Origin of the sequence: Vagococcus fessus, from assembly GCF_003987565.1 — a bacterium.
GTDB classification, from domain to species: Bacteria; Bacillota; Bacilli; order Lactobacillales; family Vagococcaceae; genus Vagococcus_D; species Vagococcus_D fessus.
Map to the genome: position 1 here is coordinate 87,521 of NZ_NGJY01000001.1, position 23,764 is coordinate 111,284.

General features: G+C 35.2%; 25 protein-coding genes, 4 tRNA genes and 2 pseudogenes. 28 read left to right on the forward strand and 3 right to left on the reverse strand.

Going from position 1 to position 23,764, the window contains the following annotated elements; translation table 11 throughout:
• The first annotated feature begins 794 nt into the window (after positions 1–794).
• From CBF31_RS00435 to CBF31_RS00540, 22 genes are all read left to right on the forward strand, one after another.
• The gene (locus CBF31_RS00435; protein ID WP_126829865.1) at positions 795–971 is read left to right on the forward strand and encodes a transposase; all 177 of its coding nucleotides are present in this window, start codon (positions 795–797) and stop codon (positions 969–971) included.
• A gap of 176 nt (positions 972–1,147) precedes the next feature.
• Positions 1,148–1,348, forward strand: a complete 201-nt coding sequence (locus CBF31_RS00440) for a CsbD family protein (protein ID WP_126829867.1) — start codon at positions 1,148–1,150, stop codon at positions 1,346–1,348.
• Between the two features lie 292 nt (positions 1,349–1,640).
• A complete protein-coding gene (locus CBF31_RS00445) occupies positions 1,641–2,252 on the forward strand; it encodes an ATP-binding cassette domain-containing protein (RefSeq protein WP_126829869.1) in 612 nt (203 codons plus the stop codon).
• Between the two features lie 63 nt (positions 2,253–2,315).
• Positions 2,316–3,455 carry a DmpA family aminopeptidase gene (locus CBF31_RS00450; protein ID WP_170167826.1) on the forward strand — a complete coding sequence of 380 codons (1,140 nt, stop codon included), beginning with the start codon at positions 2,316–2,318 and terminating at the stop codon, positions 3,453–3,455.
• A gap of 150 nt (positions 3,456–3,605) precedes the next feature.
• On the forward strand, positions 3,606–3,842 hold the full coding sequence (gene secG / locus CBF31_RS00455; RefSeq protein WP_126829873.1) for a preprotein translocase subunit SecG: 237 nt from the start codon (positions 3,606–3,608) through the stop codon (positions 3,840–3,842).
• Positions 3,843–3,938: 96 nt separating this feature from the next.
• A complete protein-coding gene (locus tag CBF31_RS00460; protein ID WP_126829875.1) occupies positions 3,939–4,706 on the forward strand; it encodes an alpha/beta hydrolase in 768 nt (255 codons plus the stop codon).
• A gap of 35 nt (positions 4,707–4,741) precedes the next feature.
• A complete protein-coding gene (gene rnr, locus CBF31_RS00465) occupies positions 4,742–7,180 on the forward strand; it encodes a ribonuclease R (RefSeq protein WP_126829877.1) in 2,439 nt (812 codons plus the stop codon).
• Positions 7,181–7,201: 21 nt separating this feature from the next.
• Positions 7,202–7,660 (forward strand): SsrA-binding protein SmpB, encoded by a 459-nt coding sequence (gene smpB / locus CBF31_RS00470; RefSeq protein ID WP_126829879.1) that lies wholly within the window; start codon positions 7,202–7,204, stop codon positions 7,658–7,660.
• A gap of 513 nt (positions 7,661–8,173) precedes the next feature.
• A complete protein-coding gene (gene atpB, locus CBF31_RS00475) occupies positions 8,174–8,905 on the forward strand; it encodes a F0F1 ATP synthase subunit A (RefSeq protein WP_126829881.1) in 732 nt (243 codons plus the stop codon).
• Between the two features lie 56 nt (positions 8,906–8,961).
• Positions 8,962–9,174, forward strand: coding sequence for a F0F1 ATP synthase subunit C (gene atpE / locus CBF31_RS00480; protein WP_126829883.1), 213 nt, complete (start codon positions 8,962–8,964; stop codon positions 9,172–9,174).
• Between the two features lie 151 nt (positions 9,175–9,325).
• The gene (atpF, locus tag CBF31_RS00485; RefSeq protein WP_126829885.1) at positions 9,326–9,871 is read left to right on the forward strand and encodes a F0F1 ATP synthase subunit B; all 546 of its coding nucleotides are present in this window, start codon (positions 9,326–9,328) and stop codon (positions 9,869–9,871) included.
• Positions 9,861–10,403, forward strand: a complete 543-nt coding sequence (gene atpH, locus CBF31_RS00490; protein ID WP_126829887.1) for an ATP synthase F1 subunit delta — start codon at positions 9,861–9,863, stop codon at positions 10,401–10,403. Before atpF ends, atpH begins: the two co-directional genes overlap by 11 nt.
• A gap of 28 nt (positions 10,404–10,431) precedes the next feature.
• Positions 10,432–11,970: a F0F1 ATP synthase subunit alpha gene (atpA, locus tag CBF31_RS00495; RefSeq protein ID WP_126829889.1), complete on the forward strand. Its 1,539-nt coding sequence runs from the start codon at positions 10,432–10,434 to the stop codon at positions 11,968–11,970.
• 17 nt (positions 11,971–11,987) lie between these two features.
• The gene (locus CBF31_RS00500; protein WP_126829891.1) at positions 11,988–12,908 is read left to right on the forward strand and encodes a F0F1 ATP synthase subunit gamma; all 921 of its coding nucleotides are present in this window, start codon (positions 11,988–11,990) and stop codon (positions 12,906–12,908) included.
• Positions 12,909–12,926: 18 nt separating this feature from the next.
• Positions 12,927–14,330, forward strand: coding sequence for a F0F1 ATP synthase subunit beta (atpD, locus tag CBF31_RS00505; RefSeq protein ID WP_126829893.1), 1,404 nt, complete (start codon positions 12,927–12,929; stop codon positions 14,328–14,330).
• Between the two features lie 16 nt (positions 14,331–14,346).
• On the forward strand, positions 14,347–14,766 hold the full coding sequence (locus CBF31_RS00510; protein ID WP_126829895.1) for a F0F1 ATP synthase subunit epsilon: 420 nt from the start codon (positions 14,347–14,349) through the stop codon (positions 14,764–14,766).
• Positions 14,767–14,866: 100 nt separating this feature from the next.
• Positions 14,867–15,100, forward strand: a complete 234-nt coding sequence (locus CBF31_RS00515) for a DUF1146 family protein (RefSeq protein ID WP_126829897.1) — start codon at positions 14,867–14,869, stop codon at positions 15,098–15,100.
• Positions 15,101–15,197: 97 nt separating this feature from the next.
• Positions 15,198–16,508, forward strand: coding sequence for a UDP-N-acetylglucosamine 1-carboxyvinyltransferase (gene murA, locus CBF31_RS00520; protein WP_126829899.1), 1,311 nt, complete (start codon positions 15,198–15,200; stop codon positions 16,506–16,508).
• Between the two features lie 15 nt (positions 16,509–16,523).
• The gene (locus tag CBF31_RS00525; RefSeq protein ID WP_126829901.1) at positions 16,524–16,703 is read left to right on the forward strand and encodes a DNA-directed RNA polymerase subunit beta; all 180 of its coding nucleotides are present in this window, start codon (positions 16,524–16,526) and stop codon (positions 16,701–16,703) included.
• 57 nt (positions 16,704–16,760) lie between these two features.
• The gene (yidD, locus tag CBF31_RS00530; protein WP_126829903.1) at positions 16,761–17,042 is read left to right on the forward strand and encodes a membrane protein insertion efficiency factor YidD; all 282 of its coding nucleotides are present in this window, start codon (positions 16,761–16,763) and stop codon (positions 17,040–17,042) included.
• Positions 17,035–17,496, forward strand: a complete 462-nt coding sequence (locus tag CBF31_RS00535; RefSeq protein ID WP_170167827.1) for a GNAT family N-acetyltransferase — start codon at positions 17,035–17,037, stop codon at positions 17,494–17,496. Before yidD ends, CBF31_RS00535 begins: the two co-directional genes overlap by 8 nt.
• Positions 17,497–17,542: 46 nt before the next feature.
• Complete coding sequence (locus tag CBF31_RS00540; protein WP_126829907.1) at positions 17,543–18,415, forward strand: ROK family protein; 873 nt, start codon at positions 17,543–17,545, stop codon at positions 18,413–18,415.
• Between the two features lie 58 nt (positions 18,416–18,473).
• On the opposite strand, the pseudogene CBF31_RS00545 reads toward CBF31_RS00540, so the two are convergent.
• Together CBF31_RS00545 and CBF31_RS00550 are read right to left on the reverse strand one after the other, a co-directional pair.
• Positions 18,474–19,617, reverse strand: a pseudogene (locus CBF31_RS00545) (IS3 family transposase).
• A 111-nt stretch (positions 19,618–19,728) separates the two neighbouring features.
• Complete coding sequence (locus CBF31_RS00550) at positions 19,729–20,643, reverse strand: AEC family transporter (protein WP_126829909.1); 915 nt, start codon at positions 20,641–20,643, stop codon at positions 19,729–19,731.
• Between the two features lie 120 nt (positions 20,644–20,763).
• Here CBF31_RS00550 and CBF31_RS00555 point away from each other — a divergent pair, with 120 nt between their 5' ends.
• The 6 genes and pseudogenes from CBF31_RS00555 (at position 20,764) to CBF31_RS11155 (ending at position 22,682) form a co-directional block, all read left to right on the forward strand.
• The gene (locus CBF31_RS00555) at positions 20,764–20,994 is read left to right on the forward strand and encodes a DUF2969 family protein (protein ID WP_126829911.1); all 231 of its coding nucleotides are present in this window, start codon (positions 20,764–20,766) and stop codon (positions 20,992–20,994) included.
• An 82-nt stretch (positions 20,995–21,076) separates the two neighbouring features.
• Positions 21,077–21,157: transfer RNA gene (locus CBF31_RS00560), tRNA-Tyr, on the forward strand.
• Between the two features lie 12 nt (positions 21,158–21,169).
• Positions 21,170–21,241: transfer RNA gene (locus tag CBF31_RS00565), tRNA-Gln, on the forward strand.
• Positions 21,242–21,329: 88 nt separating this feature from the next.
• A tRNA-Tyr gene (locus CBF31_RS00570) sits at positions 21,330–21,410 on the forward strand.
• Positions 21,411–21,421: 11 nt separating this feature from the next.
• A tRNA-Gln gene (locus tag CBF31_RS00575) sits at positions 21,422–21,493 on the forward strand.
• Positions 21,494–21,659: 166 nt separating this feature from the next.
• A pseudogene (locus tag CBF31_RS11155) lies at positions 21,660–22,682 on the forward strand (glycoside hydrolase family 18 protein).
• Between the two features lie 39 nt (positions 22,683–22,721).
• On the opposite strand, the gene CBF31_RS00590 reads toward CBF31_RS11155, so the two are convergent.
• The gene (locus CBF31_RS00590; protein WP_126829917.1) at positions 22,722–23,693 is read right to left on the reverse strand and encodes an FUSC family protein; all 972 of its coding nucleotides are present in this window, start codon (positions 23,691–23,693) and stop codon (positions 22,722–22,724) included.
• Positions 23,694–23,764 lie beyond the last annotated feature (71 nt).

Below are 23,764 nucleotides of genomic sequence, written 5' to 3' on the forward strand. Positions count from 1 at the left end.
TGCTATTTTTATTAGTTGATTCATCATAAATAGTGTTAACTTCATATTCTCAAATGATTTAAATACATATGATACGCGCTTTAAAGTTTTTAGATGTGTATTTTCATCTTCCCATTTAAATAGGGGGGAATCATCGAATCTCTAATGCCTACTTCATACATTAAGTGGTCTTGAAGCTTCTTACGAATCTCAGAATTTAATGTTTGTGTTAATTTTGTTAAGGGTCGAAAAATAGACGGTGCTCCTTTATTCTAAAAGCGTCCATGATATCTTGAACGTAATGATAGACATTCTTTAAAGGTGCAGAATAACCCAGTAGACGATCAATCATCATGGCTTCCGTTTGGTAAGGATAGTTTAGTATTCTGAGTGGTTTATTTCTAATCTATTTTCCGTTAAATATTGCCAGATAGACGTTTGATGCCTTACGCCAGTATTTTTTACGCTATTCTTTAACCAGTTGTTTATCGGTAAAAAAATTTGGTGTTGATATGAATGCAGCTTCTTTCATGATGGCTTGCGAGTTTTTTTCCTAATGCTAATGCTAAAGTTATCATCGATCGCTTTTATTTGATTCAATTAATTGCACGCACTCTTAATCAAACGTGAATTAAAATTATGACTCAATTTAAGACCTCAAAATATGAGGATCAAAAAAAGTCTAGAAAACTCAAACGCTATTGGCGGTTATTTTTAAAAGATTCTAATACGCTTGATTTTAAGACTGTGTACTTAAGTCGAAATCTTTGTTTTCGTCTTATATGGTGATTTCTTTATAAAGACTTTCAAGTTACTTGTCACGCATCCAACATGCTTTTGATTATCTGGCTTATAACTATGGTCCTCTTGAAGGCAGCGTTAATAAAATAAAGGTTATCAAGCGAATTGCTTGCGGTTATCGCAATTTTTTTAATTTAGAATATCGTATTATGATTAATTTTAACGTCATACAAAGAGGCAGTTTTACCTAATATGGTAAAACTGCTTAATTATTAACTATATAGATAAGATCTTAGCTATTCACAGCATTTGACATAGAGTATAAAAGACACGGTCTTTTATAGCTGTTTTATTTAAAAATCTTTTCTCTTTTCAAATAACACGTATTATGACATAATAGACATATACTTAAGAAGGAGGTAATATCATGGTGAATAAAGATGAATTATTAGGAAAAGCTAAAGAAGGAGTCGGTAAAGTAACTGATGATGGTTCTAAGGAATTAGAAGGTAAACTCCAAGAAGGATTAGGAAAATTGAAAGAAAAAGGCGAGGAATTAGTTGACGATATTTCTCATAAAGTAAATGATACAATCGATCACGTAAAGCATTCAGACAAAAAAGAGTAATTTAAAATAAAACACAAAAAGACCTGTTAACTTTTATTGTTAGCAGGCTTTTTTTGTATTTAAACAAAAATTTAATATAGAAATAAAAAAATATATATAATTGGTTTTTATGCATTAAACTTAATTTTTATGAAAAAGTATTCACGTTCGTTCATAAAAGGTGTATAATTACAAATATTCCTTGTTTTTTGGAATAATTTAGAAAAATAAGGAAGCTAATCAGCGAAAAAAATAATTTAAAAGACAAAGTTAAGGTATGCTTTAAGATATAAAAGAAGAGTAGGAGAATAGTATGGCTCAGTTGGAGATGAGAAATCTTACTAAAAAAGTAGGATTTAGTTATTATTTTATAAATATAAATTTAAAGATTCCTGAAAAAAAAATTTTAGGCTTTTTAGGGAAAAATAATGCTGGAAAAACTGTCTTATGTCATATGTTGGCAGGTTTAGATATAGAGTATGAGGGTGAAATTATAAGGGAGTGTGCTACATCAGTTGGGTTGGTTGATGGGAAAGAAGAATTGAGCTCTTCAGAAACAATTCAATCTTATTTTGAGTCTATTATAGAGTTAGATAAAGAGGAAAACACAAGGGACTTGTTTCAAGTATTGGAAGAAGTGGGGCTTGATGGTAACAGTTTAATACCGCTCTGCGATTATTCAGATATGAATAAGAAAAAAGTTTTGATTGCTAAAGCAATTTTATTTAATAGAGAATTGGTGATATTTGATGAACCTTTTTACGGTTTAGATACGTTTTCGAAAATTGAAATAAAGAGCCTTATAATAAAAATGATGCAAAATCACTATACAATGGCTGTGACAAGCCCTCATGAGAAGGATTTGACGGAGATTTGTGATATTATATATCTAATTGAAGGTAGACAGATTCATCGTTTTGTTTAGAGAAACGATAGGAGTCGTGCTAAAGTTGATGACATAATTCTTAACGTGGGAGTGATTTTATTGGTGAAAAAACGATTTAGAGAAGAAGGTTTCAAATTAGATGGTGTACCGGGAATATATAATGCAATTACAGACGTAAAAGGTGTTGAAGTTGGTTATAGCACTGTTTGGTTGGGAGAGCCTTCTGACTATAAAGGTGACTTCTCTGATTTTGCTAGGACAGGTGTGACGACGATTTTACCTAGGGGTAAAAAAAGAAGTGCTGTTTATGCGGGTCGCTTTGATTTGAATGGGAATGGTGAAATGACCGGCTCTCATTGGATTGATGATTCAGGATTTCTACACGGTCCTATTGGTATTACAAATACTCATAGTGTTGGAATCGTAAGAGATAGTATCGCAAAATGGATGGTCCAAAATAAGTTTTATTACCCATTAATTATGAATGGCAAACCAGTTGAAAATTGTAGTTTCTTTTATCCCGTTGTAGGTGAGACGTGGGACGGAATGTTAAACGATACGAACGGTTTCCATGTAGAAGAAAAGCATGTTATGGAAGCTTTAAGAAATGCTAAATCTGGTACGCCTGCAGAAGGTAATGTTGGTGGGGGAACTGGGATGAAGTGTCATGGGTTCAAAGGTGGATCTGGCACCTCTTCTCGTGTCTTACCACAAGAAGAGGGGGGCTATACAGTAGGAGCTTTTGTTCAAGCTAATCATGGTCCAAGAGATAAATTTAAATTGTATGGTCTGCCAATTGGAAAATTAATTGAAGGCCATCAAGCAGTCTTGAATACAGATGCACCAAAACCTGGGTCTGGCTCTATTATTGTAGTATTAGCAACAGATGCTCCCCTTTCTCCAACACAGCTTACTAAACTATGCAAAAGAGTTCCAATAGGCTTAGGAGAATTAGGTGCGGGGTGTGAAAATGGTTCTGGTGATATTTTCTTAGCGTTCTCTACTGCCAATGAAAAAGCATATACCCCATCTACAAGTACAGCTGATGTATTAGGTGATGATTTGATTGATCCATTGTATAATGCGGTTGTTCAATCGGTGGAAGAAGCGATTTTAAATGCGTTGTTTGCAGCTGAGGATTTAGTAGGTCGTAATGGTAATACTTATTATGCTTTGCCGCACGATGAACTGAAGACAATTGTTAAAGAGTATCGTCCAGATTGTCTAGTCGAATCAGAGTAGAGCATCGGATAATAGAGCTGTTTTCTAAATAATTTTTATTTTTAGATGTTATTTTTCAAAATATTAAAGTTAATAATAACTAGTTTTATATAAAAAAGTGTGATAAAATCATAAAAGAGTAATATGGACAGAATAGGGAGGTTTCAACACGTGAGTAATTTTCTATTAGGCGTTATGATCGCCGTTTCAATTTTAATCATCATTGCCGTAATGATGCAACCAAGTAAGCAAAATAGTGCAGCAAGTGCTTTTACTGGTGGCGCAGACCAATTATTTGGGAAACAAAAAGCGCGTGGGTTTGAAGCAGTTATGCAAAAAGCAACAGCTGTATTAGGTGTTGTTTGGGTTTTACTAGCTTTAGTATTAGCCTACTTATCATCTAAGTAAAAAAACGAAGGCCTCCTGTTTTGAACAGGGGGCTTTTTTAGGTACAATGGTAGTATAAGAATGACTAATAGATAATATGAGCGGAGTGAAGAATAAGTGACTATTAAACAAACATTACCCAAAACTGTATTTTTCAGAGGGGGGAAACGTGCGGTTATTTTAATGCATGCTTATACGGGTACACCAAATGATGTTAGATCATTAGGACGATATCTAAATAATCAAGGCTACACGGTGTTGATGCCTTTATTTGAAGGACATGGTACAACTCGTCCAGAAGATATATTAGAAGCGGGTCCAGGTATCTGGAAAAGACAACTTAACGATTATTTGCAAGAATTCCAAGCTAATGGTTACAATGAGGTTGCTGTTTTTGGTTTATCGCTTGGTGGATTATTTGCCATGAGTGCGGTAACTGATAGTACGGAACAGATAATTGGAGGAGGCGAATTTTGCTCGCCGATTACCCCAGAGAATGAAACTAACATTTTCCCAACATTTTTATACTATGCTAAGACGGTTATGAAAAAAGCAGGATGTGGAGAAGCAGAAATTAATCGCCGTCTAATGGATATAGAAAAGCTATTACCTAAACAGCTTGGTGAGATAAAAGAATTTAGTTCTAAAGTCTTCAATCAGCTACCCTATGTAACGCAACCAACATTACTCGTCCAAGCAGCAAAAGATAAAATGATTAATCCGAATGATGTGTATGAGGTTGAAAAACAACTTAAGGCCTCTCCTTCTGTTGTGAAGTGGTACCCAGAAAGTGGGCATGTTATTACTGTAGGACCCGAAAAAAAACAATTACAAGAAGATGTCCTATCATTCATAAATAATTTAAATTGGTGCCAACCTAATTAGAATAGGTTGTTGAAGAAGCACCCCAAGGAGAACACATGAAAGAAACAATAAAAGATAAGATACTTGCAGCTATAAAAGCAAGTGATAAAAAAAGTTTTTCGATGGAAGAACTAGCAGAACTTTTAGGTTTTGCAAAAGGAGAAGACTTTAAAGTCCTTGTCCAAACCGTTGCTACTATGGAACGTGAAAAAACGATTATGTTTACCAAAAAAGGTAAAATTAAATTACCGCCTAAAGAAGTATTAGTAGAAGGTTTATTCAGAGCGAATGAACGTGGTTTCGGTTTTGTATCAATTGAAGGTGAAGAAAGTGATGTCTACATTTCAAAAGACCATACTGGTTTTGCGTTAAATGGGGATACAGTTAAAATCGACATCCTGCAACCTGCTAATCATATTGAAGATAAAACAGCAGAAGGTAAAATTGTTGAGATTGTAGAACGTGCTTTAACACAAGTGGTCGGAGAGTTTATTCCGTTTACCGAGGAAAAATCACAAGAAACAGATTTATATGGATATGTTAAACCGCAAGATAAAAAAATGTCTAACTATAAAATCTTCATCCCAGCAGAAGGTATTAAACCTGTTGAAGGAACGATTGTAGTTGTTGAAGTAACACATTATCCTGAACCAGAATTTCCAACAGCGTTAGAAGGATTAGTTAAACAAACAGTAGGGCATAAAAATGACCCTGGGATGGATATTTTAAGCATTGTGATGCAACATGGTATTCCAACAAAATTCCCGGATGACGTATTAACCCATGCTGATAGCGTTCCTGATACTATTTCTGAAGAAGATATAAAAAAACGTCGTGATTGTCGAGAGCAAGTTCTCGTTACGATTGACGGGGCAGATGCAAAAGATTTAGATGATGCCGTTACAGTACGTCGTTTACAAAACGGCAACTACTTTTTAGGTGTCCATATTGCAGATGTTTCTCATTATGTTACTGAAGGTAGCCCTATGGACATTGAAGCTTACGAACGTGCTACAAGTGTATACTTGACCGACCGTGTGATTCCGATGATTCCTCATCGTTTATCAAATGGTATTTGTTCACTTAATCCTAAAGTCCCAAGACTTGCAATGAGTTGTGAGATGGAGATTGATGAAACAGGGCATGTTGTAAGTTACGATATCTTTGAAAGTGTTATTCAAACAGCTGAGCGGATGACGTATACAGCTGTTAATGAAATTTTAGAAGAAGAAAAGCCTGAAACAATTAATCAATATAAAGAGCTAGTTCCTATGTTTAAGGAAATGGGAGAGTTACATAAAATTCTTGAAGGAATGAGAACTGAGCGTGGTGCGATTTCATTTGAGGATAAAGAAGCTAAAATTTTAGTTGATGAAATCGGAAATCCGGTTGAAATCCAGCTAAGAGATCGCGGATTAGGCGAACGTTTAATTGAGTCATTTATGTTAATGGCTAATGAAACAGTGGCTAAACATTTTAATTCTCAAAAATTACCATTCATTTACCGTATTCATGAGCAACCCAAAGAAGATAAAATGCAACGTTTCTTCGAATTTGCTACAAATTTTGGTATTATGGTTAAAGGAACAAAAGAAGATATTTCACCGAAAGAATTACAGAGTGCTTTAAATCAGGTGAAAGATAAGCCAGAAGAAGCTGTTATTAATAAAATGTTACTAAGAAGTATGCAACAAGCTAAATATAGTGAAGACCCAGTGGGGCATTATGGCTTAGCTGCTGATGATTACACTCACTTTACATCACCAATTCGCCGTTATCCTGATTTGATTGTTCACCGTTTGATTAAGTCGTATCAAACAAAACCAATCTCTGATGAAACAAAAGAGAAGTGGCAAGAACATTTACCAGATATTGCCTTACATAGCTCGCAAATGGAGCGCCGTGCAGTAGATGCTGAACGCGATACCGATTCACTTAAGAAAGCAGAATACATGGTGGATAAAGTAGGTCAAGAATTCGAAGGTGTCATTGGTTCAATTACTAAGTTCGGTATGTTCATTGAGTTGGCTAATACAGTGGAAGGTTTAATTCACATTAGTAAGTTACCAGAGTACTTCCAATTTGTAGAAAGTCATTTAGCGCTTGTAGGAGAACGTTCTAGAACAACTTACCGTATTGGTCAAAAAGTGGTCATCAAAGTAACCAAAGCTGACCCTGTCACACGAGAAATCGATTTTGAATTGATATCAGCTGAAGAGTTAGCTGAAAAAGATAAAGTCGATATACAGAAACGCGAGAGACGTGGCGGAGGTCGTGAGCGTGGTGGACGAGAACGTGATAGACAATCTAGAGGTAAAGGTAAACCATCAGGTCGTAAGCAAGGTCGAGATACGAAACAATTAAAGGTTAAATTAAATAGCAAACCAAAAGCACACACTGATAGAGATGAAAAATATAGTAAATCTAAGAAGAAAAAAAGTAAAAAACCTTTTTATAAAGAGGTAGCAAAGAAAAAAGGTAAAAAGAAAAAGTAGTTAAGAGTTGGGGGAATGAAAATGCCTAAAGGTGAAGGAAAACTAATTGCTCAAAATAGAAAAGCGCGTCATGATTATACTGTTATTGATACAATTGAAGCAGGTATGGTGCTTCAAGGGACTGAAATTAAAGCGATTAGAAATGGTCGTATGAATTTAAAAGATGGATTTGCGAGAGTGAGAAATGGAGAAGTTTTCTTACATAATGTCCATATCAGTCCCTATGAACAAGGGAATTTATTTAATCACGAACCATTGAGAACTAGAAAGCTACTGATGAAGAAAAAACAAATCGAGCGATTGATTGGTGAAACTAAAAATGCGGGTATAACATTGGTACCTTTAAAAGTTTATATCAAAAATGGTTACGCCAAAGTATTGATTGGTGTATGTAAAGGTAAGAAAAGTTATGATAAACGTGAAGACTTAAAACGCCGTGACATTAATCGTGAGATTGAACGGACATTAAAGAATAGATAAAAGAGAAGAACTTTGTGAGGTATGTGAGCGTTTATACCAAATACCAAAGTTTTTCTCTTTTTTTTATAAAAATGGCATAAAAAAAACCTTGAAATATCAGTATTTGTGAGGTTTTACTGTTTTAGTTTAAAGTATAGAACTGTTAGTGGCGAAATAATTCACATAATCCTTTAAAATTAGTGAAAACTTTGATAGGATAGAGGATGTAATAGACTATTTTGAATGAGAGGAGAAAGAAGATTCGAAGAGTAATGATTGAGAGATTACCAAAAATTGAAAAAGCAAATGATTCAAAAGAAAGTAGAAAACAGTTGTTATTTTGCTAATTTTAAAAATTATCGTTTTTTATCAATTATTTTCATGAAAAACTTTGTATTTTGCAATCAATGGTGGTATTATAATTTGTGTTGAATAGCAATAAGTAATAGAGCTATAATTTTTTACTTATAACACATTGCTCAGTTATTATTTTTGTTATTTTAAATCTTCTCTTTGGAAAAGAGGTGAAGTAAAATGGAAGAAAAATCCTGGATTGTTACTATTGCGGGTTTTGATTTTGACGCAACGGTATGTATGATGGTTTTGCTAACATGTCTGATAATTTTCGGATTTGTGATGTACTGTTCAAGAAATCTTCAACTGAAACCAACAGGGAAACAAAACTTTTTAGAATGGATCATTGATTTCGTTAAAGGGATCTTGAAAGGTAACTTGCCTGGTAATGAAGTGAATAACTATCATTTATTAGCGTTTACTATGTTCTTATTTGTTCTTGTTTCAAACATCTTGGGTTTGGTGACGAAAATCGGTATTCATAACACTCAGGGTGAAGAAATCAGTTTTTGGAAGAGTCCAACAGCCGATCCGTTAGTAACACTAACGTTGGCAACATTGGTTATTCTTTTAACCAATTATTTTGGAGTTGAGAAATTTGGTGGAAAAGGCTACTTTGATCACAGCTTTGCCCAACCGGCTAAATTCTTAATGCCAGTAAAATTGATGGAAGAATTTACTAACGTTTTAACGTTAGGTCTTCGTCTATACGGTAACATCTATGCAGGTGAAGTATTATTAACACTTATTTCAAGTAAATTAGCTGTTAATGGTCCTGTATCATTTGTTCTTGCGATTCCATTAGAAATGATTTGGATAGGATTCTCAATCTTTATCGGTGGTATTCAAGCGTATGTGTTTGTAACCTTGTCAATGGTTTACTTATCTCACAAAGTAGCAACAGAGCACTAAAAATGTAGTAACATGTAACAAAAAAAGTATATGGATTAATTAGGAGGAAGTATAATATGAATTATATCGCAGCATCTATCGCAGTTTTTGGGTCAGCAATCGCGGCCGCTTATGGTAATGGTAAAGTAATCGCTAAAACAATCGAGTGTATGGCTCGCCAACCAGAAATGTCTGGTGAATTAAAATCAACAATGTTTATCGGTGTTGGTTTAATCGAGGCCGTGCCAATTCTAGGTGTGGTTATCGCTTTACTATTAATTTTCTTATAAAATATACACGAAGGCAGGACGCCGAACGTATCGGACAACCGTCTCTGCTTTCTTTCTATTTTTAAGAAATGCTAGTCAGTGTGTCGATTAGTGAGTAATAATTTCTTCTATAGTAATGTTACTTTATAAGAAGATCAGGAAACTAGTATAAATGAGAGAGGAAGTTCGAGCGATTATGATCAATAATCTAGTTATAAGTAGTGTACCGACTACTGTTTTTACTACGATGGCTTTTGTCAGTTTGTCTTTTCTTATTTTAATTATCTTAATTAAAAAATTCGCTTGGGGTAACATCATGGCAATCATGGACGAGCGTGCTAATAAAATCTCTAGTGATTTAGACGGTGCGGAACAAGCTAAGATTGAAGCAGATGCTTTACGTCAACAAAGTGAAGAAGAATTAACCCTTGCAAGAAAAGAAGCGGCAGTCATCATTAAACGAGCTAAAGATAACGCAGAAAACAGTGCGCAAAGCATTGTGACAGAAGCTCGTACAGAAGCGCTTAATTACCGTGAAAAAGCGCAACATGACATGGCGTTAGAAAGAGAACAATTAATCGAATCTGCTCGTCATGAAGTAGCAGATTTATCAGTTCAGATAGCTTCTAAAATATTGAAAAAAGAATTGAATGCTGATACTCATAAAGAGTTAATCAATTCTTATATTGAAGGGCTGGGAACACAAAATGAAGACTGAAAATTTAACGATTGACAGACGATATGGTCGTGTTCTTTATGAAACAGCAAAAGAAGAAAAACATCTTGACGAAACTCACGACGAGCTAGTTGCTCTTAGAGAGATTTATGAGGATGTTCCCGAATTAGGTCGTATCCTTAGTGATGACCGTTTGGAACCTTTTGAAAAAGTCGACATTCTACATGAATTAGACAAAGAGTTTAGTGAGACCATTTCAAAATTTTTACGTGTTATTTATGAATACGGAAGAATGGATGAAGTGCCACAAATTATCGAAGAATTTGAATTCTTATATTACGAGAATAAAGGGATCTTAGTAGCAGACGTAACATCAGCTGTTCCTCTTACAGATGAACAAGTGACAAACGTTGAATCTGAGATTGCTAAAAACTTCGGTTATGAAAAAGTAATTTTACGAAGCAAAGTAGATCCTGATATTTTAGGTGGCTTAATAGTTAATGCGGCTCATAAAGTGATTGACAATAGTGTCAAAAAACAACTTGAAACGATGCATAAAGAACTACTTAAGTAAGGGAAATGAGAAAAAGAGGTGAAAATCAATGAGCATTAAAGCAAAAGAGATTAGTTCGCTCATTAAACAACAAATCGCCAATTATGCTGACGCCCTTGTCGTAGACGAAGTCGGTGTTGTAACGTATGTTGGGGATGGTATTGCGCGTGCTTATGGTTTAGAAAACGCTATGAGTGGTGAGTTATTAGAATTTTCAAATGGCTCATATGGGATGGCTCAAAACCTGGAATCCAACGATGTTGGGATTATCATTCTTGGTGACTTTGAGACTATTCGTGAAGGAGATCAAGTAAAACGTACTGGTAAAATCATGGATGTTCCTGTAGGGGAAGCCATGATCGGGCGTGTTATTAATCCTTTAGGACAACCTGTTGATGGTCTTGGTGAAATTAAAACAACAAACACTCGTCCGATTGAAGCGGCAGCACCTGGTGTTATGCAACGTCAATCAGTAGGAGAACCATTACAAACGGGTTTGAAAGCCATTGATGCATTAGTTCCAATTGGCCGTGGTCAACGTGAATTAATTATCGGTGACCGTAAAACTGGTAAAACATCAATCGCGATTGATACAATCATTAACCAAAAAGATCAAGATATGATTTGTATTTATGTAGCGATTGGACAAAAAGAATCAACAGTTCGTAACCAAGTTGAAACATTAAAACGTTATGGTGCAATGGACTACACTATCGTTGTAACAGCAAGTGCTTCTCAACCAGCACCGCTATTATACATCGCGCCTTATGCGGGAGCAGCGATTGGTGAAGAATTCATGTACAATGGTAAACATGTTTTAGTAGTTTATGATGACTTATCAAAACAAGCAGCAGCTTACCGTGAGTTATCATTACTATTAAGACGTCCTCCAGGTCGTGAAGCTTATCCGGGGGATGTATTCTACTTACATTCACGTTTATTAGAACGTTCAGCTAAACTAAGTGAAGACTTAGGTGGCGGTTCTATGACGGCGTTACCGTTCGTTGAAACACAAGCGGGAGATATCTCAGCTTACATTCCAACTAACGTTATTTCTATTACAGATGGACAAATTTTCTTACAAGATAACTTGTTCCATTCAGGTGTTAGACCAGCCGTTGATGCGGGACTTTCTGTATCACGTGTTGGGGGTTCAGCGCAAATTAAAGCGATGAAACAAGTAGCAGGGACACTTCGTCTTGATTTAGCAAGTTACCGTGAATTAGAAGCCTTCACTCAGTTTGGTTCTGATTTAGATGCGGCAACTCAAGCAAAATTAAACCGTGGTCGTCGTACGGTTGAAATCTTAAAACAAGATTTACATAAACCGTTAGCTGTTGAAAAACAAGTAACGATTCTTTATGCCTTAACTCATGGTTTCTTAGATAGTATTCCTGTTGATGATATCTTAAAATTTGAAAGTGAATTATTCACTCATATTGATGATAATTATCCAGAATTATTTGCTCATATTCGTGAGACTAAGAATTTACCAGAATCAGCAGATTTGGATAAAGCAATCAATGAGTTTAAAGATATCTTTGCTTCAACAAACTCTGTTGTAAGCGAGACGTCAGCTGACGCTTAAAAGGATGGTGAATTTGTGTGGCTGAATCATTAATTGAAATTAAAAGAAAAATTGCCTCTACAAAGAAAACCAGTCAAATTACGAGCGCGATGCAAATGGTATCAGGTTCAAAACTAAATAAATCTGAATCATCATCACGTAATTTCCAACGTTACTCAACTAAAATCCGTGAAATGGTAACACATTTAGCGGCAACTCAGTTAGAAACTTTGGAGAATGATTTTGCATCAGGTGGTAGTGATGACCTGAACCCAGATGATTACCATAGTATGTTACTTTCTCGTCCAGTTAAGAAAACAGGATATATTGTCATTACAGCAGACAAAGGTTTAGCTGGTGGTTACAATAGTTCTGTTATCAAACAAACTCTGGCTATGTTGTCAGAGGATCATGAAAGTGATGACGAGTATGTTATGATGGCAATCGGAAGTGCAGGTGCTGAGTTTTTCAAAACGCGTGGCATGACAATTGCCTATGAATTAAGAGGATTAAGTGATCACCCAACATTTGATGAAGTTCGTAAGATTGTTAAAGCGGCTGTTCAAATGTATGATAATCACGTGTTTGATGAATTATACGTGTGTTATAACCATCACGTTAACTCATTGTCTTCTCAATTCCGTGCTGAAAAAATGTTACCAGTATCAGACTTAGATTCAAGTGAAGCAAAAACTTATGAATTAGAATACATCTTAGAACCAAATGCAGATGCTATTCTTGATAAATTATTGCCTCAATACGCTGAAAGTTTGATTTATGGTTCGATTTTAGATGCTAAAACGGCAGAACACGCAGCGCGTATGACTGCAATGAAGAGTGCAACAGATAATGCTAAAACTATTATTGACGATTTAACTATTTCCTATAACCGTGCCCGTCAAGCAGCAATCACTCAAGAAATTACAGAGATTGTTGGCGGAGCAGCGGCATTAGAGTAATAACGGGAGGAATGTGAAATGAATTCAGGCAAGATTGTTCAAGTTATCGGTCCCGTTGTCGACGTGGAATTTCCTTCAGATCAATCATTACCAGATATTAATAACGCCTTAGTTGTCTATAAAGCTGGCTCTAAACAAAAAGTTGTTTTAGAAGTTGCTTTAGAACTTGGTGATGGAGTTATTCGCTCTATCGCTATGGAATCAACTGACGGCTTACAAAGAGGGATGGAAGTCCTTGATACAGGAGCATCAATTTCTGTACCAGTTGGTAAAGAAACTTTAGGACGTGTATTTAACGTTCTTGGTGAAACAATTGATTTGGACGAACCTTTAAATGAAGACATTGAGAAAAGTAGTATTCATAAAAAAGCACCGACTTTTGATGAATTAGCTACAAGTACCGAAATCTTAGAAACAGGTATTAAAGTAATCGATTTATTAGCCCCTTATTTAAAAGGTGGTAAAGTTGGACTATTCGGTGGTGCCGGTGTTGGTAAAACTGTATTAATCCAAGAATTGATTAACAACATTGCCCAAGAGCATGGTGGTATTTCAGTGTTCTCTGGTGTTGGTGAACGTACTCGTGAAGGTAATGACCTTTACTTTGAAATGAAAGAATCAGGCGTTATTGAGAAAACAGCCATGGTATTTGGGCAAATGAATGAGCCACCAGGCGCGCGTATGCGTGTTGCCTTAACTGGTTTAACAATTGCTGAATATTTCCGTGATGTTGAAGGACAAGACGTACTACTATTTATCGATAACATTTTCCGTTTCACACAAGCAGGTTCAGAGGTATCAGCCTTACTAGGTCGTATGCCATCAGCCGTTGGTTACCAACCAACTCTTGCTACTGAAATGGGACAATTACAAGAACGTATTACATCTACTAAGAAAGGGTCAATTACGTCTATCCAAGCGATTTATGTACCAGCGGATGACTATACCGATCCAGCGCCAGCAACTGCTTTCGCCCATTTAGATGCTACTACTAACTTGGAACGTCGTTTAACTGAAATGGGTATCTATCCAGCCGTTGATCCATTAGCATCTACTTCAGGAGCATTAGCACCTGAAATCGTTGGTGAAGGACACTACAAAGTGGCAACAGAAGTTCAACATATCTTACAACGTTACCGTGAGTTACAAGATATCATCGCTATCTTAGGGATGGATGAATTATCTGATGAAGAGAAAATTTTAGTTGGACGTGCGCGTCGTATTCAATTCTTCTTATCACAAAACTTCCACGTAGCTGAACAATTTACTGGTCAACCAGGTTCATATGTACCAGTTAAAGAAACAGTTCGCGGATTCAGAGAAATTCTTGATGGTAAACATGATGATTTACCGGAAGAAGCTTTCCGTAGTGTAGGTAGTATTGAAGATGTGATTGAAAAAGCTAAAAATTTAGGATACTAGAATAGGGGGTAGTACTATGACTTACTTAAACGTAGAGATAGTTACTCCAAATGGTCTTAGTTATTCAAATGACAAAGCAAAATTAGTCATTGTTAGATCTGTAGATGGAGACTTGGGTATCATGCCAGGTCACTCACCAATTATTGCACCACTTACTATAGATGAAGTTAGAGTAAAAGTGGCACGTGATACTGATGAGCAAGACATTATAGCAACTAACGGTGGTATCATGGAAGTCCGTGATGATCTTGTTACCATAGTAGCAGATAGTGCGGAAGAATCTTCTGATATTGATGTTCCTCGTGCTGAACGTGCTAAATTACGTGCCGAGGCTAAAATTGCAAAAGCCAAAGAAGAGAAAAATATTGATAATTTACGCCGTGCTGAGGTTGCCCTTAGTCGTGCAATTAACCGTATCAATGTCTCTAAAAAATAGTAAAAAGCAAGAGAGTTTGACTCTCTTGCTTTTTTTTATATTCTAACTATGATACACTAGGCTAGTATTGAAACTATACTGTCATAAGAGAGGTAAAGTTATGCAAGTGTTTGGTGTAGATGCCTTAGTTCGTTTAGCAAGTCATCTAAGCTTTGTCTATTTAGCTTTTTGGGGGATCCAATCTTTAAAAATAGATGTATTTTTTAAACACAGTAACCCAACAAGAATCAGAACGATTATAGTCCTTTTTTCTATTGGAGTAGGTTATTTGAGTAGTACGTTCTTTTGGGAATGCTTGACCTTAATAAGAAACTTTATGTTAACTATTCTATAAGTCAAGGGTTGAATAAAGTAGCGTTTGTAGTATAATAACAGTGTTAAATAAAAATTGAAATGTAAATTTTCTTGAAAATATATTTGGAGGTATCATGATGGATCAAATTATTGTCCGTGGTGGAAATAAACTAAAAGGTAGAGTTAAAATTGAAGGGGCTAAAAATGCTGTGTTACCAATTTTAGCTGCTGGATTGTTAGGGGAAGAAGGAACATCTGTATTAGATAATGTTCCAATTCTTTCAGACGTATTTATGATGAAAGAAGTCATTCATCATTTGAATACAGAAATAAAATTTGATCAAGATAATAATTGTGTCACTATTGATGCGACAAAACAATTATTAGATGAAGCGCCATATGAGTATGTTAGTCAAATGCGTGCTTCAATTGTTGTAATGGGTCCACTTTTAGCTCGTAATCATCACGCTCGTGTTGCAATGCCAGGCGGATGTATGATTGGTTCTCGTCCGATTGACCTTCATTTAAAAGGTTTTGAAGCGTTAGGTGCTATTATTAACCAAGAAGAAGGTTATATTGAAGCAACTGCTCCAAATGGCTTAAAAGGAGCGCGTATCTATCTTGATTTTCCAAGTGTTGGAGCGACTCAAAATATCATGATGGCTGCTGTTAAAGCTGAAGGAACAACGACTATTGAGAATGCTGCTCGTGAACCAGAGATTGTTGATTTAGCAATGGTCCTTAATAAAATGGGTGCTAAAATTACGGGTGCTGGAACTGAAACAATGAAAATTGAAGGTGTTAATAAATTATATGGTGTAAAACACCGTATTGTTCAAGACCGTATTGAAGCGGGAACATTTATGGTAGCTGCTGCTATGACACAAGGTGATATTTTAATTGAAGAAGCTATTATGGAACATAATGGCCCATTAATTTCTAAATTACGCGAGATGGGTGTTTTAATTAAAGAGGAAGACGAGGGTGTTCGTGTTATTGGACCTGCTGTTCTTAAATCAACAGATGTTAAAACATTACCACATCCAGGATTCCCTACGGACATGCAAGCGCAAATCAGTGCACTTCAAGTTGTTGCCGAGGGAACAAGTGTTGTAACGGAAACAGTTTTTGAAAATCGTTACCAACATTTAATGGAAATGGAAAAAATGGGCGCTAACTTCAAGATTGAAAATAATGTAGCCTATATTTACGATAAATCTAAATTACATGGTGCGGAAGTTGCAGCGACTGATTTACGTGCAGCCGCAGCACTAGTATTAGTTGGTTTGGTTGCTGAAGATCAAACAAAAGTAACTCATTTAGAGTACTTAGATCGTGGCTACTATAACTTCCATAAAAAATTAGAAGCATTAGGGGCTAATATTGAACGTATCAACCAACCTGTTGCGTCTAAAGAATCACAAGAAGAAACAGTTAAATCTGTTTAATAAGGAGAGTCCACAATGAGTAGTACGACTAGATATATTGTGAGAAAATTAATAGCGATCGCGTTATTTGTATTGTTAGCATTAGTTCTATTAGCAATTGGTCTAATGATTGGCTATGGTGTTGTGGGAGACGGAAATATGTTTGATGTGTTTCATAAAGCAACCTGGTCTCATATCTCGAAATTTTTAAATTAAAAAAGTCATGGGCAACCATGGCTTTTTTAGCATACTTATAAAAGAAAGTGAGTAATCATGAAAAAAATTATTTTAAGTGTCGTACATTTTTACCAAAAGCACATTTCACCTGGGCTTCCTAGACGCTGTCGTTATCATCCTACCTGCTCTCAGTATATGGTTGACGCTGTTAACTATCATGGTGGTTTTAAAGGCTTTATAATGGGTATAGGCCGTATTTTTAGATGTCATCCTTTTGTTAAGGGGGGAATAGATTATGTTCCTCTAAAATTTACAGTAAGACGTAATGAAGGTGGCGAATATGCTGGTCCGTATGAAAGGGAGAAACGAGATGATTAAGAGATTATCAAATGATGACGCCTTACCATGGGAGCTACTCTTAGAGGCAGACCCAGAAAAAGAATTAGTGGAAGATTATTTAGAAGAAGCAATTATTTGGGGTTATCAGTCCCAAAATTCAGGTAGATTAACCGGTGTTTTAGTATTAAAAAAACAGCGAGATGATTTATATGAGATTATGAATGTTTCAGTAGATGAAGTAGAACAAGGTAAAGGAATTGGTACGCTGTTGATTAAAGAGGCTTTAGCAACTGTATCAAATGCAACTCAAGATTGCTGTAAGGTCCAGGTTAAGACAGGAGATACTTCGAAGCCTGCCTTAGCACTTTATAAAAAAAATGGGTTTGAGATAAAAGAAGTTATTGAAAATTATTTTATTGAAAATTATAGTGAACCTATTTTTGAAGACGGGATTCTATTAAAAAATCAAGTTATTCTAGAAAAAATGGTATAGAAAAGGTATACTATTTATGAAATAACTTATGAAATGAGGAGATTTTATGTCAGTTTTAGTTTTTGATTGGGGCGGAACAGGGATTAAGCACGCTCTTTGGAAAAATGAAAAAGTTGAACAACAAGGGATTTTCCCAACACCATCAACTTGGGATGAGCTAAAAAACAAGATGAAGGAAGTTAAAGAAACGCATAAAAATGAAGAACTTGAAGGCGTTGCGATTAGCTCGCCGGGTGCAGTTAATAGTGAAAAAGGAATTATAGAGGGAATCAGTGCAATTCCATATATTCATCATTTTCCTATTCAAAAAGAATTGGAAGCGTTTTTTGAATTGCCAGTTTCGTTCGAAAATGATGCTAATGCAGCAGGGATTGCTGAAGTATGGAAAGGCGCTGCTAAAGAGTATAAAGATGTTCTTTTCTTAGTATTAGGTACTGGTGTAGGTGGAGCTGTCATAAAAGATGGGAAAGTTCAAACAGGAGCACACCTATACGGCGGAGAATTTGGTTTGATGTATATGGATGAGAAACATAGTTTTAGTGCCGTAGGAACGGCTGTTAAGATGTCTGACCGTTATTGTGTACGTAACAATGTACCAAAAGGAACCTACTCAGGTAAGGAAGTATTTGCCTTTGCCGATGCTGGTGATAAGATTGCTCAAGAAGAAGAAGAAAAGTTTTATAATTATGTGGCACAAGGTGTATTTAGCCTTCAGTTCACAATGGATCCAGAATGTATAGTTATCGGTGGTGGTGTATCAGCTAAACCTGGTTTATTGGATGAGATTAACAAACGTGTAAAGATCCTTTTTGATGCACATGAGATAAAGGATTTCTTCCCAGTAATAAAAGTGTGTGAGTTTCATAATGATGCTAATTTAATAGGTGCGGTTGCCACATTTTATCAGCAACAAGCTTAAAAAAAAGTCTACTTAATTTCGGGACTGAACCCCTAAAATGAGACAGTAATAAAAACACCTATGCGGTTACTTGTTTTCGATAATCTATCGGAGATAAGTAGCCGTATTTTTGTTGAATTCTATTTTCATTATAATATGTGATGAAATTTTGTACAGTTTCAATTACACTAGATGTAGAGCTTCCAAGCTCGCTTTGTATTCCGAACGTTTCAGTCTTTAGAGTGGAATGAAACGATTCTATTGGAGCATTATCAGCTGGTGTCCCATTGCGGGACATACTCCTGTGATGTTCTTTTCTTTTGTGGCTTTATAATAAGCGTATGACGCATAGACCGAACCTTGATCAGAATGTAATAAGCAATCTTTTGGTAAGTCAGGTAATTGGTGTAATGTATCTAAGACACAGGCAATGTCTTGTTTGTCACTAATTGTGTAGGCTAGTATTTCACCATTAAATAAGTCCATAATACTCGATAAATATAATCGTTTAGGCCCATAGTCAAGATAAGTAATATCAGTCGTTAGTTTCTCTAATGGCTTATCTGATTGAAATACTCTATTAACAACATTATCTGTTTTGAAATAAGGAGAACCTGGACGTTTACTTCTTTTGATTTTAACTTTGCAAGACAAACCATAGGTTTGCATAATTCTTTGAACAACTTTATGGTTAATTTTAAGTTCTTTACGAAGTAAATAGGTAATTTTTCTATAGCCATAAGTAAATCGATGGGTTTCACACAATCGTTTAATTTTATCTATTCTGTCATCCTTTTTACAGCAACTCTTGGTCCAGCGATAATAAGTACTTCTGGCTACGCCAAAGTAATCACATAACCATGTGATAGATAATTTATTTTTAAAGGTATTAACTAATTTTACAAACGTTTCTTTCTTCACATCCTTTCCAATTCCTTGTATTTTTTTAAAACGTCAATCTCCTGTCTTAAATACTTATTTTCTTGACGTAATTGTTCTTGTGGACTGAGTTCTTCGTGATCTTTCCCGTAACTATACTGTTTACCTACTCCTTGTGAGAATCGGTAAGATTCTCCATTTCGATACCATCTCCATCACGTTTTAACTTGAGTTTTACACTTAATGTTTAGGATATCCATAATTTCTTGTATTGTTTTACCTTCTAATTTCATTTGAATAGCCGCTTCTTTTACTTCAACTGGATAAGCAACTCTTTTTTTCATAGCAAAAAACACCTCCATTTTTCTTCATTGTACACTGTACATGAATTCAACGGGGGTGTTTTTATATGTGTCTCAACCTATGGGTCAGTCCCTTTCTTAAGTAGACTTTTTTTATGTTGCTAATATCATTACGAGTGTCATCAGTGCTAGACTTATTAGAATGCTAACAGATGATATAAAACCAGCTACACTTTCCTCAACACCTGCTTCGACACTATTAATAACTGAAAAAGTTGCAATAGGTGCAAAACAAATCAAAGTTAACACAAGTCTTAACAACTCATTAGGAAGAGGTATTATAAAGAAGATAACTGCTGCTAAAATTGCGCCAATACTATAACGCCAAAATAGAATTTTTCTTACAACGATGGATTCTTTTTTAGGTAAGACCAATTCGAGATAAATACCAATCATTAAAAGTGATAAGAAGCCATTAGCGTTAGCAAAAAGTTGTAAGATGCTTATAGCACCATCAGGTAACGCAAGGTGAAGTGAGCGAATAAGTAACATGACGATATAGGTAATGAAAGGGACTGACCCTTTTAAAGTTGTTAGAAGGGTATTTAGACCAGTTGAGGCATCATCTTTCTTTATAGCGCTAGTAACAATCATTTTTGTCCCACCGGCGAGCATGATACAGTTTCCTACATCAAACATAAAAAGATAGGCGCTCGCTTCAGGATAGAAGCTTTGAATAAAAGGTAAGGTAAAGTTTCCAATATTATACCCTGTGATACAGTACATAAATAAAATACGATGGTAATCTTCTTTTTTATTCCAGATTTTTTTAGCGAATAGTACGAGTATCAAATTTATAAAAATAGCAGATCCTGTTAAAATTAAAAACTCTCCTGTTACTTTAATAGGATTAAGTCCGATAATAATAGTAGCGGGTAGTGTGAGGTTTAAAATGATTTTTGATAAAATTTGGCCGTCTTTTTTATCTACTAAACCGATTCGTTTGATCGTAAAGCCAGCAATAATAATTAAAAATAAACCAAAGGCATTGATTAAGATAGTTAGCATGTAAAATCCTCCTAGTAGTTTATTATTATCCTAAATGGAAGTTTATGCAACAAGATAGTTAACAATTAGTGTAATTTATGGTATCTTGTATAAGATAAGAAACATGAGGAGGAAGTCACTTTGAAAAAAAATAAAGATATTGAAGTAACAGTTACTGAGAAAAAACAAAACTCTCAAGGGAAAACTGCAGAAGTTCAAGAATTAGCTATTGGCAAAAAAATTATTGGTGAAGTTGAGAAATTAGAAGAAAAGAAATTTGTGGTATCAATAGAAGGCGAAGGCCCTAAATATGTGAAGTCTTTTGACGAAGGGTATGAAGTTTTAATCAGTCATTGGAACCTTTTCCAATAAAATTAAAATAATCGCAAAAAAGACTTGAAATGAGTCGCTAAATTTTGTATTATATTGAGGTCGGGTTAATTAACTCGGTTTTGGAGGAATAGCGAAGTGGCTAAACGCGACGGACTGTAAATCCGTTCCTTAGGGTTCAGTGGTTCGAATCCACTTTCCTCCATTTTTTTATTTTTGGGCTATCGCCAAGCGGTAAGGCAACAGACTTTGACTCTGTCATTCGTTGGTTCGAATCCAGCTAGCCCAGTTGAAACAACATATAATTGTTTCAGAAAAGACTTGCAATATAACTGAATATTTAGTATTATATTGAAGTCGGATTGTTATCTGATTTTGGAGGAATAGCGAAGTGGCTAAACGCGACGGACTGTAAATCCGTTCCTTAGGGTTCAGTGGTTCGAATCCACTTTCCTCCATTTTTTATTTTTGGGCTATCGCCAAGCGGTAAGGCAACAGACTTTGACTCTGTCATTCGTTGGTTCGAATCCAGCTAGCCCAGTTACTTAAAACACCTAAGTTATCTTAGGTGTTTTTTTATGTGTTATCTTTTATTTTAGGTCTATTTTGATGTAGTATCTTATCCAATTTTTATAAAAGACTTCCATTACATTAAAACGTATCGTATCATCTAAGAAAGCGTTTTAAAATGTGTAAGGAGAGATAAAATGGAACTAATAGCTTATGTAGATGACAATCGTGAGTGGGAAAAATCTGACATCGATGCAAAAAACTTAACTATTATTAATTACGCCTTCGCTGATATAGTAGAAGGTAAAATTAGCAGACAGTTAAAAAAAATACACCTTATAAATGAATTGAAGGAAGAAAATCCTCATTTAAGGACTTGTATCAGTGTTGGAGGTTGGACAGCAGATGGTTTTTCTGATGCTGTTTTGACAGAGGAAAGTCGTACAGTTTTAATTGACAGTATGTTGGATTATATTGAACAGTATGATTTTGATGGAATTGATTTAGACTGGGAGTACCCCAAATTGGATTTAGCGGGTATCAAAGCTCGTGAAGAAGATTCTGAAAACTTATTACTATTACTAAAATCATTAAGAGCTCAGTTAAATGATTTGGGAAATTTAAATAACCGAGACTATTTACTAACTATTGCAGTAGGTGCAGCCCCTAAATTACTTGAAACAACAGCAACAAGTAAATGACATGAGTATGCGGAGTATTTGGATTTTATTAATATTATGACTTATGATATGCGAGGAGCATTTAGCCATATAACAGGACATCATACGAATTTGATGAGTTATTCTGAAGACTCTCCAGTTAGTGCGGAATTATCCGTTCGTTATTTAATGGAAAAGGGAATTCCTGCTGATAAATTGGTAATAGGGAGTGCTTTTTATGGACGAATTTGGGAAGGGTTTAATACTAAGGTTAATAATGGTTTAATGGAAGAGGCTAGAGAAACTGGCCACAAAACAATGGATTATAATGCTTTAGATACGTTGATTAAGCAGTATCCAGAAAATTGTTATTTTGATGACAATGCAAAAAGTTCTTATTATTTTGACGGTAATCAATTCATTTCGTATGATAGTGTTCAGTCAATTACAGATAAGGTTGAATTTGTAAGAGAAAACAAGCTGCGTGGGATAATGTTTTGGGAGTATTCATTAGATTTAACACGGACTTTATTTAATGCAATGGTAAGAGCTAAAAACTAAAAAAGAAAGGGCAAGTTTGACTTGCTCTTTCTTTTTTTGTTAAATAGTTTTCTTTTCAGACACTTTTAATAAGCTGTGACTAATAAAATGCAGAATGGCCACTAAACACGCTCCAATGAGGATGAAACTTATTCTATGAATGACAGCACCAGATGTTGGCCAAATCGTTTGAGCAGCAAATAAAGCATTCATAGTGATAAAGATTACCTGTATGAAATAAGCTTCGGTAAAGGTGTAGACGTAACCTAAAATTAACGTTAGATATATGGCGTAATGAGTTGGTACTATAAATTGGAAAAGTATTAAGTAACAGATGATACCTATTAATGTTCCAAAAGTTCTATGAAGCATGCGTTTTTTCATAACACTAGAATCTAATTGGGTTAAAGACATGACTGTCATACAGATCCACATGCTTTTGTCAAAAAAGTTTAAAGAAGCGATTAGTAAAACTAAACTTATTCCCAATGACATTTTTATTGAGAAGTGAATAAGGGCTGTATCGTTTAGAGCCTCTGTAACCATTGTTTTTAAAGGTGTATCATTTTGTGTTTGATGGTGTTTAACGAAGTAAGTAATGAAACTAATAATACCGACTAGACTAAGGTAAATTAAACGTTTTGAAAGGTTAAAATTAGATTCGATTGATGTAGCAGAAAATATATAAAGCAGGGTGTAGGCGATATAATATTTAAAATGAAACGGTTTTCCCATTAGTAAAGTTAGAACAAAGAGGGTTGTAAAATTAAGAACGAGACCTATCCAACTGTTTAGACTAGCAAGATAACTGATTAATCCAACTATAGGCCAAGGGAGACTCACTAGTAAAGAGCCAGCCTTTGGATTTATAGGAAGTGGAACGTAATAGAACATCAAAAGGCCTGTAACTGCTGCGACAGCAGTTAACTGTTCCTGTGGTCCGAAAAGTGCAGTGCTGATAGAAATGAATAAAATGATAAAAATGATTTGGATCAAGTTGTAAATGATTGTAGCTTTGTTAATAGTTTTCATAATTCTCTCCTAAAAAAATAATAGTGTTAAGCAGTGTATCACAAAAAAAAAGACAACGCCACAAAAAAAAC